This is a genomic window from Nocardia sp. NPDC004123 (assembly GCF_053603795.1).
Genome location: NZ_JBSGGG010000028.1, coordinates 21636 through 36038, shown reverse-complemented (window position 1 = coordinate 36038; position 14403 = coordinate 21636). Strand labels below are relative to the sequence as shown.

Here is a 14403-nt window from a genome sequence, read left to right as displayed (position 1 = left end):
CCGAGCGTGGAAACCCCTGCGCCGGACCCGGATATGAACGAGGTGATCGGCCGCGACGACCTGCTGCTGGTCACCCTCGACACGCTGCGGTTCGATGTGGCGGCCGAACTGGCCGCCGCCGGACGACTGCCGAATCTGGCCCGGCATCTACCGGGCGGCCGCTGGGAGAAGCGGCATGCGCCGGGCAGTTTCACCTATGCCTCGCACCAGGCCATCTTCGCCGGATTCCTGCCCACGCCGGCGACGCCGGGCCCGCATCCGCGGCTGTTCGCCGCGCGATTCGAGGGCAGCGAGACCACGGCCGGGCGCACCTTCGTCTACGACACACCGGATTTCGTGTCGGCGCTGGCCGGACGCGGATATCACACGGTGTGCATCGGCGGTGTCGGGTTCTTCAACAAGCGCGGGCCGATGGGTTCGGTACTGCCCGGGCTGTTCGAGGAGAGCCACTGGGACAGGGACTTCTCGGTGGCCTCGCCGACCTCCTTCGAAGCGCAGGTCGCCCGCGCCGAGGAGGTGATCGCGGCACTGCCCGCGGAGCGGCAGCTGTTCCTGTTCGTGAATGTGTCGGCGCTGCACCAGCCCAACTGGTTCCACCTCCCGGGCGCGACGCGGGAGGCGGGCGACTCGCGTGAGACCCACGCCGCCGCACTGGAATACGTGGACCGGCACATCGGCCGCCTGTTCGCCGCGGCCGCCGGCCGCCGCCGCTGCTTCGCCATCGTGTGCTCCGATCACGGAACCGCCTACGGGGACGGCGGTTTCACCGGGCATCGGCTCGGCCACGAGGCGGTGTGGACGGTGCCCTACGCTCAGTTCTTCCTGGAGAGATCCGCATGACCACGATTGCCACCCGGCCGCGGCCGTATCAGAGCTACGTCTACGGCTATCCGCACAAGACGGCGTACCGGCCGCTCGGTGCGGATCGGCCGCTGCTGAGCGAGCTGTGGGCGGCGGAACCGAAGGACGCGCTGTCGCTGTACGCGCACATTCCGTTCTGCGAATACCGGTGTGGCTTCTGCAATCTGTTCACCCGGGTGGGCGCGCCGGAGGAGCTGACCACGCGGTATCTCGACGCGCTGGAGCGGCAGGCCCGGGCGGTGCGGGCCGCGCTGGGCGACGGACCCGTGCGATTCGCGGCCGCGGCCTTCGGCGGCGGGACGCCGACGTTCCTGACCGCCGGTGAGCTGGAACGGCTGTGCGACATCATGGAATCGGTGATGGGCGCGGAGCTGCCGGCGATTCCGCTGTCGGTGGAGACCTCGCCCGGGACCGCGACCCCGGACCGGCTGGCCGTGCTGGCGCGGCGCGGCGCGACCCGGGTGAGCATCGGTGTGCAGAGTTTCGTCGACGCCGAGGCGCGGGCCGCGGTGCGACCGCAGCGGCGCGGTGAGGTCGAGGCGGCTCTCGAAGCGATTCGGGCGGCGCGGATTCCGGTGCTGAACATCGATCTGATCTACGGCATCGAGGGGCAGACCGAAGCGACCTGGCTGACCTCGCTGGACGCGGCGCTGGCCTGGCGGCCCGAGGAGCTGTACCTGTACCCGCTGTATGTCCGGCCGTTGACCGGACTCGGGCGACTCGGTGCGGACGCCGACGCGGACTGGGACGAGCAGCGGCTGCGGCTGTACGCGATAGGCCGCGACAAGCTGCTGGCGAAGGGCTACGAGCAGCGGTCGATGCGCATGTTCCGGCGGATCGACGCACCGGCTGCCGGCCCGGACGATTACGCCTGCCAGACCGACGGGATGATCGGCCTGGGCTGCGGTGCCCGGTCCTACACGTCGGGGCTCCACTATTCCTTCGACTACGCGGTGGCGACCCGCGAGGTCCGCGGCATCATCGACACCTACACGCGGACAACCGATTTCACGCGCGCCGAGGTCGGCCGCCGGATCGACACCGACGAGGCCCGCCGACGCCACCTGCTGCAATCGCTGTTGCAGGCCGAGGGGATGGCGGTCGCCGCCTACCGGGAGCGATTCGGCGGCGAGCCCGCCGACCACTACCCGGCCGAGCTCGCCGAGTTCGCCGAATCGGGTTGGCTGGACCCCGATTCCGGCCCGGAGCTACTACGCCTGACGCCCGCGGGCCTGGCCTACTCCGATGCCCTGGGCCCGCGACTGTTCTCGCCCGCGGTGCACGCCGCCATGGCCGCCTACGAACCCCGGTGAGCCGCCGTGGATCTCACGATTCTCTACCGCGGACCGCTGTCCTCCTGCGATTACGACTGCCCCTACTGCCCGTTCGCCAAGCGCCGCGACAGTCGCGAGCAGCTGCGCGCCGACCGGGCCGCGCTCGAACGCTTCACCGCATGGGCCGCCGATCAGCACGGGGACCGGTTGTCGATCCTGGTCACGCCCTGGGGTGAGGGCCTGGTCCGCTCCTGGTACCGGCGCGCGCTCGTCGACCTGTCCCGGCTGCCGAATGTCGCGCGAGTCGCCATCCAGACCAATCTCAGCTGCCGCACCGACTGGCTGGCCGACGCCGATCCGGACACCGTCGCCCTGTGGTGCACCTACCACCCCGGCCAGACCCCCTACGACCGCTTCGCCGCGAAATGCGCCGACCTGGACCGGCGCGGTATCCGTTTCAGCGTCGGCATCGTCGGCTTTCCCGAGCATCTCCCCGACGCCCGGCGCCTGCGCGCCGACCTGCCCGCGCACGTCTACCTGTGGGTCAATGCCCCCGAGGGCCATGAACTCTCCGACGCGGATGCCGCCGCCTGGACCGCTCTCGACCCCCTGTTCCCCTACAGCCGGCACCCCCACCCCGCCGCCGGACTCCCCTGCCGCACCGGCGAATCCGTCATCTCGGTCGATGGCGACGGCACGGTCCGCCGCTGCCATTTCGTCCGCACCGAACTGGGCAACCTCTACGACGGCAGCTACCGCGCCGCGCTGCTCCCCCGCCCGTGCCCGCTGTCGGCCTGCGACTGCCACATCGGCTACGTCCACCTCGAAACGCTGCCCCTCTACGACGTCTTCGCCGGCGGCGTCCTCGAGCGCATCCCCGCTACCTGGGCCGATCCATCTCCTCCAGAAAGATCCGCAACCCCTCCCCGATCTTCCCCGCAGCGTTCTCCAATTGCTCCGGCGACAACACCTTCCCGAACGACGCCGCCTTCAGCAATTGCCGCTGCACCTCTTTGAGGTTCATCGTCGCCCAGTCGCGTCGTGAGAGTTCCGGCATGGCCCGGAACGATACCTCGAGTAGAACGTTTGTTCGAGTACGCCGGTTCGATCGCGCGCGACTCCCCTGGAGCGGCAACTGTCATCCTCCGAAGATGGCTGTGGGATCCCCGGTGTACCAGGTGTTGTCGATGCGCATGCGGCGGATGAGCCAGCGGTCGCCCTCGCGCTGGAGTTCGAGGTCGTAGGGGTTCTTCAACAGGGCGTGGACGCTGGGGTCGGCGACCAGCAGGTGCTGGGCTTCGACCAGGGCGGTCATCCGGGCGGTGTCGCCGTCGATGGTGATGCGGGGGTTGGTGACCTGATGAGTGGTGTTCACCCGTCCGATGAACATGGCCAGGATGGTGGTGACGATGGTGTCGCGGCCGGCCATCACCGGCGGTGCGCCGCCCCAGCGCGAGGCGGCCGGGCGGAAGTCGAGTTCGGCGTCGGCGGTGAAGGCCGAAGCGAACAGGTCACGGTCCTTGGTGTCCTGCCCCAGCCCGAAACGGTAGAGGGCGTCGGTGATTTCGACGCGGTCGCGCAGTTCCGCGACGACCGCGGCGATGTCGGTCGAAGGTGCGGACAGGGCCTGGTGCGTGGTGCTCATTGGGTGCTCCCGGGTCGGTCGATCTGTTGGTTTCACTCTGCTGCCAGTGCAATTGGCGAACAATGCCGCTTTCGACAAGGATCGTTAGGCAGGACTTAACGATGGGATGGCCGGTGATCGAGCGGTACGAGGTGGAGACCCTGCTGGCGCTGGCCGAGGAACTGCATTTCGGCCGGACGGCCGAGCGGCTGCGCGTCTCGACCGCCCGGGTGAGCCAGACCGTGAGCAAATTGGAGCGCCGCGTCGGTGTGCCACTGTTCGACCGGACCAGCCGACGCGTCGAACTCACGCCGGTGGGAAGGCAATTGGTGCGGGAGCTGCGCCCGGCATGGGAGGACGTCGCCACCGCGGTGCGGCACGCCATCGACGCCGGGCGCGGCCTGACCGGCGTGCTCCGGGTCGGCTTCGTCGGCCCGGCCGCCGCCCAGTTGCTGGTCGGCGCCACCGCCGAGTTCCAGCGCCGAATTCCCGACTGCGAGGTGCGGATACGAGAGGCGCAGCCCGCCGAGATCCCGGACCGGCTGCGCGCCGGGGACATCGATCTGGCGCTGTGCGCGTTTCCGGACGAGCCGGCACCGGACCTCGAACGGGGACCGGTGCTGATCAGCGAGGCCCGCGTCCTCGCCGTCGCCGCGTCCCACCCGTGGGCCGGCCGAACCTCGATACCGGTCAGCGAACTCGACAAGGTCACGGTCATCCGGCTCGCGGGGGCGGAAATCCCCACGGCCACAGCACAATCCGGCCCGGTCACGGCCACGATGCAGGAAGCGTTGACGCTGGCCGGAACCGGACAGGGCGTGCTGGCCCTCGGCGCCCACGCCCTGCGCTATCACGCGCGCCCCGATGTCACCTACGTGCCGCTGCGTGACGCGCCGACGGTGACGTGGGGCCTGATATGGCCCGCGGGCCGCGACACCGCCCGCGTCCGCGCGTTCGCCGCCGCCGCGGAATCGTTCATGAAGTAGCCGAAAGGAACCCACCCGACCATGGCCTCCATCCGCCACGAGATCGCGATCAACGCCTTGCCGCACCATGTTTGGGAGGTGATCCGCGATATCGGCGCCGTCCACGAACGCCTGCTCCCCGGGCGGGTGGCCGGCACCCGGATCGAAGGTGTCCACCGGTTCCTCACCTTCCCCGACGGTCACGTCATCCGGGAACTCATCATCAGCGTCGACGACGACACCCGTCGGCTGGTCTACTCTGTAGCCGAGGGCGCCCGCCCCCGGCTGGACTACCACCATGCCTGCTTCGAAGTCCGCGCCCACGCCGACCACGCGCGCCTGATCTGGACCACCGATCTGCTCCCCGATTCCGCCGCCCCCGAGGTACGGATTCGCACGCAGTACGGCATCGCCGAGATGAAGCAGGCCATCGAAGCCTCCGCCGAACCCAGGTGACGCGTTCCGGGACCGCTCACCGGGCAATCCAAGATCAATTAGGGTCGCGGTGTCACAGATCGCCCGCGCCCGGTGTCTTGTGGACTGACACGGGTCGAGAGTGAGGACAGGAGCCACCCATGACCGGGACCACGGCCGCGACCGAGGCGTTCGTCGCGCATCGGAATCTGCTGTTCACCGTTGCCTACGAGATGCTCGGCTCGGCGGCCGACGCCGAGGACGTGCTGCAGGAGACCTGGCTGCGCTGGACCGGCGTCGACCTGGACACCGTGCTGGATCAGCGCGCCTATCTGGTGCGGATCACGACGCGGCAGGCGCTGGTGCGGCTGCGCACGCTGGGCCGCCGCAAGGAGTCCTATGTCGGTCAGTGGCTGCCGGAGCCGCTGCTGACCGCGCCCGATGTGGCCGAGGATGTCGAGCTGGCCGAGAGTGTTTCGATGGCCATGCTGCTGGTGCTCGAGACGCTCACGCCGACCGAGCGGGCGGTGTTCGTGCTGCGCGAGGTGTTCGACCTGCCCTACGACGAGATCGCCGAGGCCGTCGACAAGACCTCGGCCGCGGTACGCCAGATCGCCCATCGCGCCCGCTCGCATGTCGCGTCGCGGCGTCCGCGCGAGGCGGTGTCCGCGGCCGAGACCCGCGATGTGCTCGAAGCCTTCCAGCGCGCGCTCAATACCGGCGACCTGCAGGGGTTGCTCGATCTGCTGGCCCCCGACGTGGTCGCGCTGGGTGACGGCGGCGGGATCAAACAGGCACTGCCGCGGCCGATTACGGGCGCGGATCACGTGGCGCGGCTGTTCAGCGTGGGCTGGAGGACCGTCGCCGCGGGTATGAAGATCGAGCCGGCCATGGTCAACGGTCATCCGGCACTGGTCTTCCGGGTCGACGACGAGGTGGACACCGTCCTGGCGATCCGCATCGACAACGGTCTCATCACCGGGTTCTACTCGGTGCGCAACCCGGAGAAACTCTCGCGCATGACGCAGGAGACCAGCCTGAGCCGGTGAATCCGGCTACGCGGCAGGGCCGTTCAGGTACGTCAGGTGGGTGCGCACGGGGTGGCCGCGCCGCACGAGCGGGTCTCCGAATGCTGTTGCACGCCTTGTGATGCCACGCGCCGCCGACGGTCAGCCGCGCCCGATGTAGGGCATGCCCGTCGCCATCACGGTCAGGAACGGCACGTTCACCTCGAGCGGCAGCTCGACGGTCTGGACCACCAGCCGGGCCACGTGCGAGGCATCGATCGTCGGCTCCGGACGGATGCTCCCGTCCGCCTGCAGCGACCCCGCCGCGATCCCGGCCGTGAGTTCGGTTGCGGCATTGCCGATATCGATCTGTCCCGCGGCGATATTGTGCGCGCGGCCCTCCAGCGCCAGCGCCTTGGTGAGCCCGGTGATGCCGTGCTTGCTGGCCGCGTAGGCGACGGTATTCGGCCGCGGGGTATGCGCGGAGATCGACCCGTTGTTGATGATCCGTCCGCCCTGCGGCGTCTGCGTCCGCATGAGCCGGAATGCGGCCTGCGCGCACAGGAACGATCCGGTCAGGTTGATGTCGACGACCTGTTTCCAGTCCGCTACCGGCACCTCGTCGATCGGCAGCGTGGGCCCGAAGATCCCGGCATTGTTGATCAGCACATCCAGCCGCCCCCACCGCTGCACGATGTGCGCGAACACCGCGTCCACCGCCGCCGGCTCGGTGACATCGGCGGGCACGGCCGTCACGCTGCCCGGCCCGGGTGCCGAGGCGACGACCTCGTCCAGGGTGGCCGCCGTGCGCCCGACCGCCACGACCCGATGTCCGGCCGCGGTCAGCGCATGGGTCATGGTGCGGCCCAACCCGGTCCCGGCACCGGTGACAAGAACGATCTTCGATGTGGTCACGAACGCCGAGCGTATTCGACCGGCGCGGCCACTCGGCGACACCATCGCGTCACGCAACCCGTATATGTTCCGGACACCGGAACATTCGGCGCCCGGACTTCGTCCGGCCGACCGCTGTCAGTCGGCGGGTTTGCCCGCGGCGAGGACGGTGGCCCGCAGATGCCGCACCAGCGCCACGAGCCGTTCGATCGTGGCATGTTCCGGATCGGACAGCCGCAGCTGCAGCAGCTCCCGGCCCGCCGCGTGCACGATCCGGGCGGACTACTCCGGATCGGGAAGATCGGGAAAGGCTTCCACCAGTTCCTGTTCCAGGAATCCCCGCACAGTCTCCTGCGATCGGGCCAGCCGCTGGTACAGCACCGGTGGCGCGCCCTCGGGCGGGAACAGGAACAGCCGCCAGGTCGCGGGATGGGAGTCGATCGCGCGGATCGCACCGGAGAAGGCACGCACGAAGGGGTCGGTGTCCTGCGACTCCCCGGCCTCGACGACCATCTCGACGAACTGGCTCGCCGCGCGCCCGGCCTCCCGGTCGATGAGGGCGACGAACAGTCCGGCCAGGTCGCCGAACTGCTGGTACAGCACGGGCCGCGTGATTCCGGCGGCCTCGGCGATCCGATTCGGGGTGGCGGCGTGGAAGGGCGTTCCTGTCGCCCTTCCTGACCCGCGGCGCCTTCCTGGCCACCTTCCTCAACACCTACGCGGCCCTGCCCATGACGCTCACCGGAGCGCTGTCGGGCCGCCGCGCCGCGCGACGGGTCAACGAAACCTCGAATTTCTTTGCGGTGACGACACTTCCGGGCGCGCTGGGACGTTTCGGCGAGGGCTTCGAGGCCGCGGCCATGGTGCGGCTGATGCATTCGATGGTGCGCTACCACGCCCTCCAGCGCACCGAGCAGTGGGATGCCGGCGTGTACGGCGTCCCGGTGCCGCAGGTCGACCAGATGCCCGCGGGCCTGATCAACATCTACCTGCTCACCATGCTGGCCGCCCGCCGCGGCCGCACCGACTTCGATGCCCGCGAACGCGCGATCCTGGAGTTCACCCGCTACCGCTGTTTCCTGCTCGGCCTGCCCGAGGAGCTGCTCCCCACCACCGCCGAGGGTATCCGCGAAGTCTTCCACGCCCGCGCCGCCGTCCTGCGCGACGATTTCGACGACGCCACCTGCGGCGAACTGGTCCGCTCCACCATGGCCGCCTACCTGCGCCCCGGCACCTCCGGCTACGACCGCGCCGCCGACGCCGTCGAAAAGAGCTGGAGCCGAGTCTTCTTCGTCGCCTTCCGCGGCGGCGACCGCAAAGCCGCCGCCGCCATGAGCGTCACCCTCACCCCCGCCGACATCGCCCGAGTAGCCCTGACCGCCCCCTTCATCACCCTCCGCTTCCTCCTCATGTCCGCCCTCACCACCCGCCCCACCCTCCGCCGAGCCGCCGACGCCTACACCACCCGCATCGTCAAAAAACGCCTCGCCACCTACGGCCACGCCGAATACACCACCGACTCCCACACCTACCCCACGACGTAACCCCCACTCAATATCACCTGGTCGTCTTCGTCATCCCCGACAAGTAGCACCAGCAGGACTCAAGATCAGGGAGTTCTCACCGCGGGGACAAATTCCACGCTGAGAGCTCCCTGATCTTGTTATGCGGGCGGCCAGGGCCACGTTGACCGGATACCGCAGTCGCGGAAACGATTTCGGTCACCGAGCGCGAGACGCGAGCCAGCCAAGACGCGAGCCAGCCATTCGACCGCGGCCTGCGGTTCCAGTCGAACGAAATCCCCCGCCGCCGAAACGATTCCGACTTCATCGAGATATTGGCGAAGGCCTATTCCCGCGGATCTAGCCCGCGTCGAGAACATGGTCACCACACACCGTCGCGCCGCGATATCACCGTCCCCGGAACTCATTTCGGCCTCTTGTGCCCGCAGTTCAATCCGACCGGTCCGCACTCATCCGGACCGAGATTGGAGTGAAACAGAACACCGGGCGACACCGAATATCCCAGCGCACGGGGCAGGCAACGGGGCCGATCGTGCATACCAAGCGTTCGATAGCCCTGGAAACCTTTGTGGCCCAGACAGATCGATCAGCATACGAGTACGCGCTCTGCTAATCTCTGGCGTGAGCGTTCGGCGTTGAACGAGAGTTCTGCGGAGCCCGCTTCACCTGGGGGAATACGTTGCTGTCCGTGGTTTTTTCGGGTGCGTACGGCCCACGCCGACACCCCACCGAGCACACTACCGAAAAATCGTACACTGCACAGGATTTGGTCGACGCGCGGGTCGCCAAGGCCACCGTCACCGGGGAGATCCTCGACGGTGTCGGCGAAACCGTGTCGTTCCGATATCTGGAGGGCAGCCGGCGGCGGCTGCTGACCGTGGCGCTATCGCTCGCCTCGACCGGACTGGGCGGTGGGTACGTACTATGGCTGGTCGACAACGGTCTCGGCGCGACCGACAAGTACGAGCAGTTCGGGACGATCGCGATCATCATGGTGACCCTGGTGGTCACCGTCGAGGTGATTCGCTTCGCCCTCGTGATGGCCATGTCGCTGACCACCGCGCTGGCTCGCAAACCGGTGCCGATCCGCGCCCGCCCGGGCCTGAACGTCGCCCTGCTCATCACCTTCGTCCCCCGCAGCGAGGACATCGCCGTCCTGGAGCGAACCCTGGTGGCGGCCAAGGAGATCCGGCATCGGCACCCCGGCGTCTTCGACATCTACGTGCTGGACGAGGGCGATCCGGACCAGCCGGGCCGGGTGCGCGAGCTGGTGGCCGAGGTGGATCGCCGACACGGCAATCGGGTGCGCTATGTGACCCGCGGCGGCAAACCCGAATACCACCAGAAGAAGGGCCCGTTCGAGACCCGCACCAAATTCGGCAATATCAATGCCGGCCTCGACATGATCCGCGCGGACCCCGATCTCCCGCGCTACGACGTGGTCATGGGCATCGACCCCGATCACAAACCCATGCCCGAATTCGGGGAAAGGATGCTGGGTTATTTCAATGACCCGGATGTGGCGTATGTGGCGGGCCCGCAGGCGTATGCCAATGCCACCGACAATGTCGTGGCGAAACTGGCCGAGAGCCAGCAATTCGTTTTCCACAGCCTCATTCAAACCGCCGCCAACGCACACGGCGCACCCATGCTGGTGGGCACCAGCTACGCCCTCCGGATGAGCGTCCTCACCGGTATCGGCGGCATCCAGCCGTCCATCACCGAGGATATGGCGACGAGTTTCGCCATTCTGCCGCAACGCAATCCGGCCACCGGCCACAGCTGGAAGGGCGTGTACACCCCGGACCTGCTGGCGCACGGCGAGGGCCCGGCGTCCTGGGGCGACTTCTACAAGCAGCAGAACCGCTGGGCGCGCGGCGCCATCGAGCACATGCTGTTCGGTCCGTTCGTCCTCCAGATGCTGGGCATGTGGCGCACCCCGGCGCGCGTGGTGCACTACCTGCTGCTCATGGCCTTCTACCCGGTCATGGGAACGGTGTGGCTACTGGGCGCGGCCAATGTGGCGATCTTCAGCTGGTTCGGGGTGAGCGGCGCGGTGGTGTCGCCGGGCAGCTGGTTCCTGTTCTACGGCTGGGCGTCGGTGAGCCAGATGACGCTGTACACCTGGGTCCGGCGGCACAATGTGAGCCCCTACGAGACGACCAATTCCTGGGGCGTCTACGGCATGTTCATGAGCGTCATCACCGCGCCCGTGTACGCCAATTCGCTGATCAAGTGCCTGCTTCGGCGTCCGGTCGGCTTCGACGTCACCCCGAAGGGTTCGAAGTCGCGCGGCGACAGCTGGTTCACCTTCCGGCTCAATCTCATGTGGCTCGTCTTCTACGTCACCGTGGCGGTCCTCACCACCGTGCGCGGCTACGCGGCCCCCGCCACCATGATGTGGCCACTGTTCGGCGCACTGATCTCGGCCGCACCCATGCTGGTGTGGCAGCTGAACCCGCTCTGGCTGGCCTGGTCCGCAGGCCGGAGACCCGCTGACACCACCGAATTCGAGCTCGTCGAGATCGCGGAGGAGGAGCGGGCGTGCTGAAGAAGACACCGACCCGGTTCGTCCGCTGGGTGGTCACCGCCGTGGTGGTCGGCACCCTCGCCATCGCCACCACCGCCACGGTGGCGGCGCTCTACCACCGTTTCCAGCACAATCGGCTGATCAATTCCGATACCTACAAGGCGCAGTTCGGCAAGTGGGAGGTCGTCACGCTGCCGAAGGACGTCGACGCCAATATCATTCACTCGATCGTGCTGCCCACCGGCAAGGTGCTGCTCATCGCCGGCAGCGGCAACGACCACCACAATTCCGACAAGGGCGTCTACAACTCGCTGATCTTCGACCCGGAGACCCACACCGCCAAGCGCATCGACACCCCCACCGACCTGTTCTGCTCCGATCACGCCTACCTGGCCGACGGCACGGTGCTGATCGCGGGCGGCACCGGCAGCTACGAGGTGCTGCCCGAGAACCTCACGCACGCGGGCGGATACATGACGATCCGCAACGAGGATCCCGACCATCCGGGATTCGTCCCCAAGGGAACGACGTTCACGGGCAAGGACAGCGGCAAGGTCTACCGCTCCGATCGCGATATCACCGTCCCGCCCGCCGCCAAGGATCCGGTCACCTACAAGGTCTCCGCGACCGACCGCAATGTCTACGTCGCCGCCGACGCGCCGGGCGCCGACGGCGTCTGGGATCACAACGACCACTACACCATCGGCGGCCTGACCTACGCCCAGCAGCAGAACCTGTACGGCTTCGCTCCCGAGATGGCCCTGAAGAAGAAGGAATACCAGGGCATCGACGCGGCGTACGTCTTCAACCCGTGGACCGAGACCTATACCGCTGTCGGCAGTATGGGTTACGCCCGTTGGTATCCGACCCTGACCCGGCTACCCGACGGCAAGGTGATGGTCATGTCCGGGCTGGACGGCTCGGGCCGAATCCTGGACGGGCAGACCGAGATCTACGATCCCGCGACCGGCGCCTGGACCGAGCGCGACGACCTGCGCCGCATCTTCCCCACCTATCCGGCGGTCTTCCAGACCGCCACTCCCGGCCGCCTGTTCTTCAGCGGCCCCAGTACCGGCTGGGGCCCCGCCGAGGAGCACCGCGATCCGGGAATCTGGAACCTGACCGACAATTCGTTCCAGCTCGTGCCCGGCCTGCGTGACCCGAACATGCTCGAGACCGGCTCCTCGACCTGGCTGGGCCCGGTGCAGCAGCAACGGCTGCTCGTGGTCGGCGGTGGCGGCGTGGGCGATTCGGCGCTGTCCACCGGACGCATCGACATCGTCGACCTGAACGACGCGCAGCCCAGGTTCACGCCGCTGACCGTGCTGCCCCAGGGCACCCGCTACCCGAATCTGGTGCCGCTGCCCAGCGGGGACGTGTTCATCACCAATGGCGCCAACGACTATCGCGGCCGCGGGGCCAGCGACATCCTGGCCGCCTTTCTGCTCGATCAGCAGGGCGTCCTGCATCCGATGGCCGATCCGACCGTGGGCCGCGACTACCACTCCACGGCGGTGCTGCTGCCATCGGGCCAGATCATGACCGACGGCTCGAATCCGCTGTTCGCCGACAAGGCGAACACCCTGCCCGGCAAGTTCGAGCGCCGCATCGAAATCTATACGCCCCCATACCTGTACCGGCCCGACGGCGGGGCGGTCGCGCGACCGGTGATCACCGGCGGGCCCGACCAGATCCGGCGCGGCGCGACCTTCGAGTACACCGTCGGCAGCAGCCAGGCCGAGGTCCCGGCCGCGGCAGACATCAAGTTCGTGCGGCTGCTCGCCCCGGCGGCGATCACGCATGTCACCGACACCAATGAGCGGGTGGTCGACCTGCCGATGACCCACACGGATTCCGGTGTCTCCGTGAGCATTCCGGACAACCCGGCCATTGCCCCGTCCGGTTATTACATGCTCTTCGCACTGAACTCCGCCGGCGTGCCCAGCATGGCGAAATGGGTGCACCTGGGCTGAAGATCACCAGGACAGCTGATCGAGCAGCAACTGCCGGTCGAATTCGCCCGCCGGGGCCCCGCTGGTACCGCAACGGCCGTCGGATTGCCCCGGCGTCTTGATGAACGCGTGCTCGATCATCAGGTCCCGGTCGAAGCGGGTACTCGGCAGCGTTCCGACCCGCTGCCCCTGCGGATTACACCACTCGACCAGGTCGGCGGTGTTCGGCGCGCCGTTGACCGAGCTGTCGATCATGACGAACAGCTGATGCCCGTAGGCCTGCTCGATGCGCGTCGCGTAGGACCGGATCTCGGCCTCCGGCCGCCGGTTGGCCACATTGAGCGAGATTCCGGCGACGGGCTGTCCGGGACTGATGGCGCGCAGCAGATCCGCCACCCGCACGGGATCCACCCAGGTGCTGTTGCCGACATCGAGGTACACCGCGGTGGCCGGATTATGCTGGAGCAGTTCGGCATACGCGAATCCGAGCAGTGACAAACGGGCCGCGCGATCGGCGTCGTTCATCTCCGTGGCGTGGGCCAGCGCGTCCGGTTCGAGGATCACGATCGCCGGATTCGTTCCGATCGCCTCGCTGACACCGGCTATCCACTGCTGGTACGAGTCCGCCCCGGCCTGTCCCCCGCCGGATTCGCCGTGCAGGTCACGCCCCGGAATGTTGTAGGCGACGAACATCGGGATGGAATCGCTCGCCTGCCCCCGCGCGATGTCCCGCCGAATCGTCCCCGCCGTCACATCCAGATCGTGCGGCAGCCATTCCGCGACGGGCGTCCGGATCAGCCGCTCGAGATTCGCCCGCACTCGCGGATCGCTCACCGCAGGCAGCGTGGCCTGCAGATCCGCGTAGTACTTGTCGCTGGACTCGAGCAGATACTCCCCACTGGCGGGAGCGTTCCGCTCGGGCACCACCACCGCGGGCTCGGCAGTGTCCCGGCCGCACCCCGTCACGAAGAGCTGCACCAGCACCGCGCACAGCATCCCCGCTCGGAGCGAGCGCGACCGATATCGCCCCGTCCGCTGTCGCCGCATGCAGACAGTATGCCGGTAGGCCCACGCGACCGGGCACTCGACCGATTCCCCTGCGGCGCAGCCCAGTTACCGATCACCTCACCTGCTTCCCGACCAACCGGACCACAGGCCATCACCCTGACCACACTGCTGGACGCCGCCCCGCACCTGTTCGCTCGCCGGGCAGGGCTCGAGGCCACGTCCATCCCGGAGACCTGCACCAGCGCCGGACCGACCAAAGGCACGTCCTACTCCAATTTCGCCGACAAGGACGAGCAGTGCGTCATATCGGATCGCTTCACCGACCGCCGGGGAACCAGCGCCGGAAGCGGC

14 protein-coding genes and 1 pseudogene are annotated in these 14403 nt (G+C 68.1%); 9 read left to right on the top strand and 6 right to left on the bottom strand.

Annotated elements, in window-relative coordinates; all coding sequences use genetic code 11:
* Nucleotides 1-6: 6 nt before the first annotated feature.
* The 3 genes and pseudogenes from ACWEQQ_RS34460 to ACWEQQ_RS34450 all read left to right on the top strand — a co-directional run.
* Nucleotides 7-840 carry an STM4013/SEN3800 family hydrolase gene (locus ACWEQQ_RS34460; protein ID WP_452351146.1) on the top strand — a complete coding sequence of 278 codons (834 nt, stop codon included), beginning with the start codon at nucleotides 7-9 and terminating at the stop codon, nucleotides 838-840.
* Entirely contained in the window at nucleotides 837-2174 is a 1338-nt protein-coding gene (locus tag ACWEQQ_RS34455; RefSeq protein WP_452351145.1) for an STM4012 family radical SAM protein, read from the top strand. The genes ACWEQQ_RS34460 and ACWEQQ_RS34455 overlap by 4 nt, the downstream gene beginning before the upstream one ends.
* Nucleotides 2175-2180: 6 nt before the next feature.
* A pseudogene (locus ACWEQQ_RS34450) lies at nucleotides 2181-3002 on the top strand (STM4011 family radical SAM protein); the annotation flags it as partial.
* 13 nt (nucleotides 3003-3015) lie between these two features.
* Here the strand turns inward: ACWEQQ_RS34450 and ACWEQQ_RS34445 are convergent.
* Complete coding sequence (locus ACWEQQ_RS34445; protein ID WP_357007956.1) at nucleotides 3016-3159, bottom strand: DUF6374 family protein; 144 nt, start codon at nucleotides 3157-3159, stop codon at nucleotides 3016-3018.
* 114 nt (nucleotides 3160-3273) lie between these two features.
* A complete protein-coding gene (locus ACWEQQ_RS34440) occupies nucleotides 3274-3780 on the bottom strand; it encodes a nuclear transport factor 2 family protein (RefSeq protein ID WP_452351144.1) in 507 nt (168 codons plus the stop codon).
* A gap of 101 nt (nucleotides 3781-3881) precedes the next feature.
* On the opposite strand from ACWEQQ_RS34440, the gene ACWEQQ_RS34435 reads away from it, so the two are divergent.
* The 3 genes from ACWEQQ_RS34435 to ACWEQQ_RS34425 all read left to right on the top strand — a co-directional run bounded on the left by ACWEQQ_RS34435 (nucleotide 3882) and on the right by ACWEQQ_RS34425 (nucleotide 6187).
* Nucleotides 3882-4745, top strand: a complete 864-nt coding sequence (locus ACWEQQ_RS34435; protein WP_452351143.1) for a LysR family transcriptional regulator — start codon at nucleotides 3882-3884, stop codon at nucleotides 4743-4745.
* Between the two features lie 21 nt (nucleotides 4746-4766).
* Nucleotides 4767-5180, top strand: coding sequence for an SRPBCC family protein (locus ACWEQQ_RS34430; RefSeq protein ID WP_452340208.1), 414 nt, complete (start codon nucleotides 4767-4769; stop codon nucleotides 5178-5180).
* 119 nt (nucleotides 5181-5299) lie between these two features.
* A complete protein-coding gene (locus tag ACWEQQ_RS34425) occupies nucleotides 5300-6187 on the top strand; it encodes an RNA polymerase sigma-70 factor (protein WP_379385509.1) in 888 nt (295 codons plus the stop codon).
* A 120-nt stretch (nucleotides 6188-6307) separates the two neighbouring features.
* Here ACWEQQ_RS34425 and ACWEQQ_RS34420 read toward each other — a convergent pair whose 3' ends face one another.
* The 3 genes from ACWEQQ_RS34420 to ACWEQQ_RS34410 all read right to left on the bottom strand — a co-directional run bounded on the left by ACWEQQ_RS34420 (nucleotide 6308) and on the right by ACWEQQ_RS34410 (nucleotide 7642).
* Nucleotides 6308-7105, bottom strand: coding sequence for an SDR family oxidoreductase (locus tag ACWEQQ_RS34420; protein WP_452351142.1), 798 nt, complete (start codon nucleotides 7103-7105; stop codon nucleotides 6308-6310).
* Nucleotides 7106-7177: 72 nt separating this feature from the next.
* The gene (locus ACWEQQ_RS34415) at nucleotides 7178-7309 is read right to left on the bottom strand and encodes a hypothetical protein (protein WP_452351141.1); all 132 of its coding nucleotides are present in this window, start codon (nucleotides 7307-7309) and stop codon (nucleotides 7178-7180) included.
* A 12-nt stretch (nucleotides 7310-7321) separates the two neighbouring features.
* Nucleotides 7322-7642, bottom strand: coding sequence for a hypothetical protein (locus tag ACWEQQ_RS34410; protein WP_452351140.1), 321 nt, complete (start codon nucleotides 7640-7642; stop codon nucleotides 7322-7324).
* Between the two features lie 62 nt (nucleotides 7643-7704).
* On the opposite strand from ACWEQQ_RS34410, the gene ACWEQQ_RS34405 reads away from it, so the two are divergent.
* The 3 genes from ACWEQQ_RS34405 (at nucleotide 7705) to ACWEQQ_RS34395 (ending at nucleotide 13065) form a co-directional block, all read left to right on the top strand.
* Nucleotides 7705-8583 (top strand): oxygenase MpaB family protein, encoded by an 879-nt coding sequence (locus ACWEQQ_RS34405; RefSeq protein WP_452351208.1) that lies wholly within the window; start codon nucleotides 7705-7707, stop codon nucleotides 8581-8583.
* A 745-nt stretch (nucleotides 8584-9328) separates the two neighbouring features.
* The gene (locus ACWEQQ_RS34400) at nucleotides 9329-11113 is read left to right on the top strand and encodes a glycosyltransferase family 2 protein (RefSeq protein WP_452351139.1); all 1785 of its coding nucleotides are present in this window, start codon (nucleotides 9329-9331) and stop codon (nucleotides 11111-11113) included.
* Complete coding sequence (locus ACWEQQ_RS34395; protein WP_452340214.1) at nucleotides 11107-13065, top strand: galactose oxidase-like domain-containing protein; 1959 nt, start codon at nucleotides 11107-11109, stop codon at nucleotides 13063-13065. Before ACWEQQ_RS34400 ends, ACWEQQ_RS34395 begins: the two co-directional genes overlap by 7 nt.
* A gap of 3 nt (nucleotides 13066-13068) precedes the next feature.
* On the opposite strand, the gene ACWEQQ_RS34390 is transcribed toward ACWEQQ_RS34395, so the two are convergent.
* Complete coding sequence (locus tag ACWEQQ_RS34390) at nucleotides 13069-14091, bottom strand: glycoside hydrolase family 6 protein (protein WP_452351138.1); 1023 nt, start codon at nucleotides 14089-14091, stop codon at nucleotides 13069-13071.
* Between the last annotated feature and the right edge of the window lie 312 nt (nucleotides 14092-14403).

Excerpts from the sequence above, each read along its gene's own strand:
- ACWEQQ_RS34455 (WP_452351145.1), top strand. The coding sequence starts at position 837 with ATGACCACGATTGCCACCCGGCCGCGGCCGTATCAGAGCTACGTCTAC.
- ACWEQQ_RS34445 (WP_357007956.1), bottom strand. The coding sequence starts at position 3,159 with ATGAACCTCAAAGAGGTGCAGCGGCAATTGCTGAAGGCGGCGTCGTTC.
- ACWEQQ_RS34440 (WP_452351144.1), bottom strand. The coding sequence starts at position 3,780 with ATGAGCACCACGCACCAGGCCCTGTCCGCACCTTCGACCGACATCGCC.
- ACWEQQ_RS34435 (WP_452351143.1), top strand. The coding sequence starts at position 3,882 with ATGGGATGGCCGGTGATCGAGCGGTACGAGGTGGAGACCCTGCTGGCG.
- ACWEQQ_RS34430 (WP_452340208.1), top strand. The coding sequence starts at position 4,767 with ATGGCCTCCATCCGCCACGAGATCGCGATCAACGCCTTGCCGCACCAT.
- ACWEQQ_RS34425 (WP_379385509.1), top strand. The coding sequence starts at position 5,300 with ATGACCGGGACCACGGCCGCGACCGAGGCGTTCGTCGCGCATCGGAAT.
- ACWEQQ_RS34420 (WP_452351142.1), bottom strand. The coding sequence starts at position 7,105 with ATGGTGTCGCCGAGTGGCCGCGCCGGTCGAATACGCTCGGCGTTCGTG.
- ACWEQQ_RS34390 (WP_452351138.1), bottom strand. The coding sequence starts at position 14,091 with ATGCGGCGACAGCGGACGGGGCGATATCGGTCGCGCTCGCTCCGAGCG.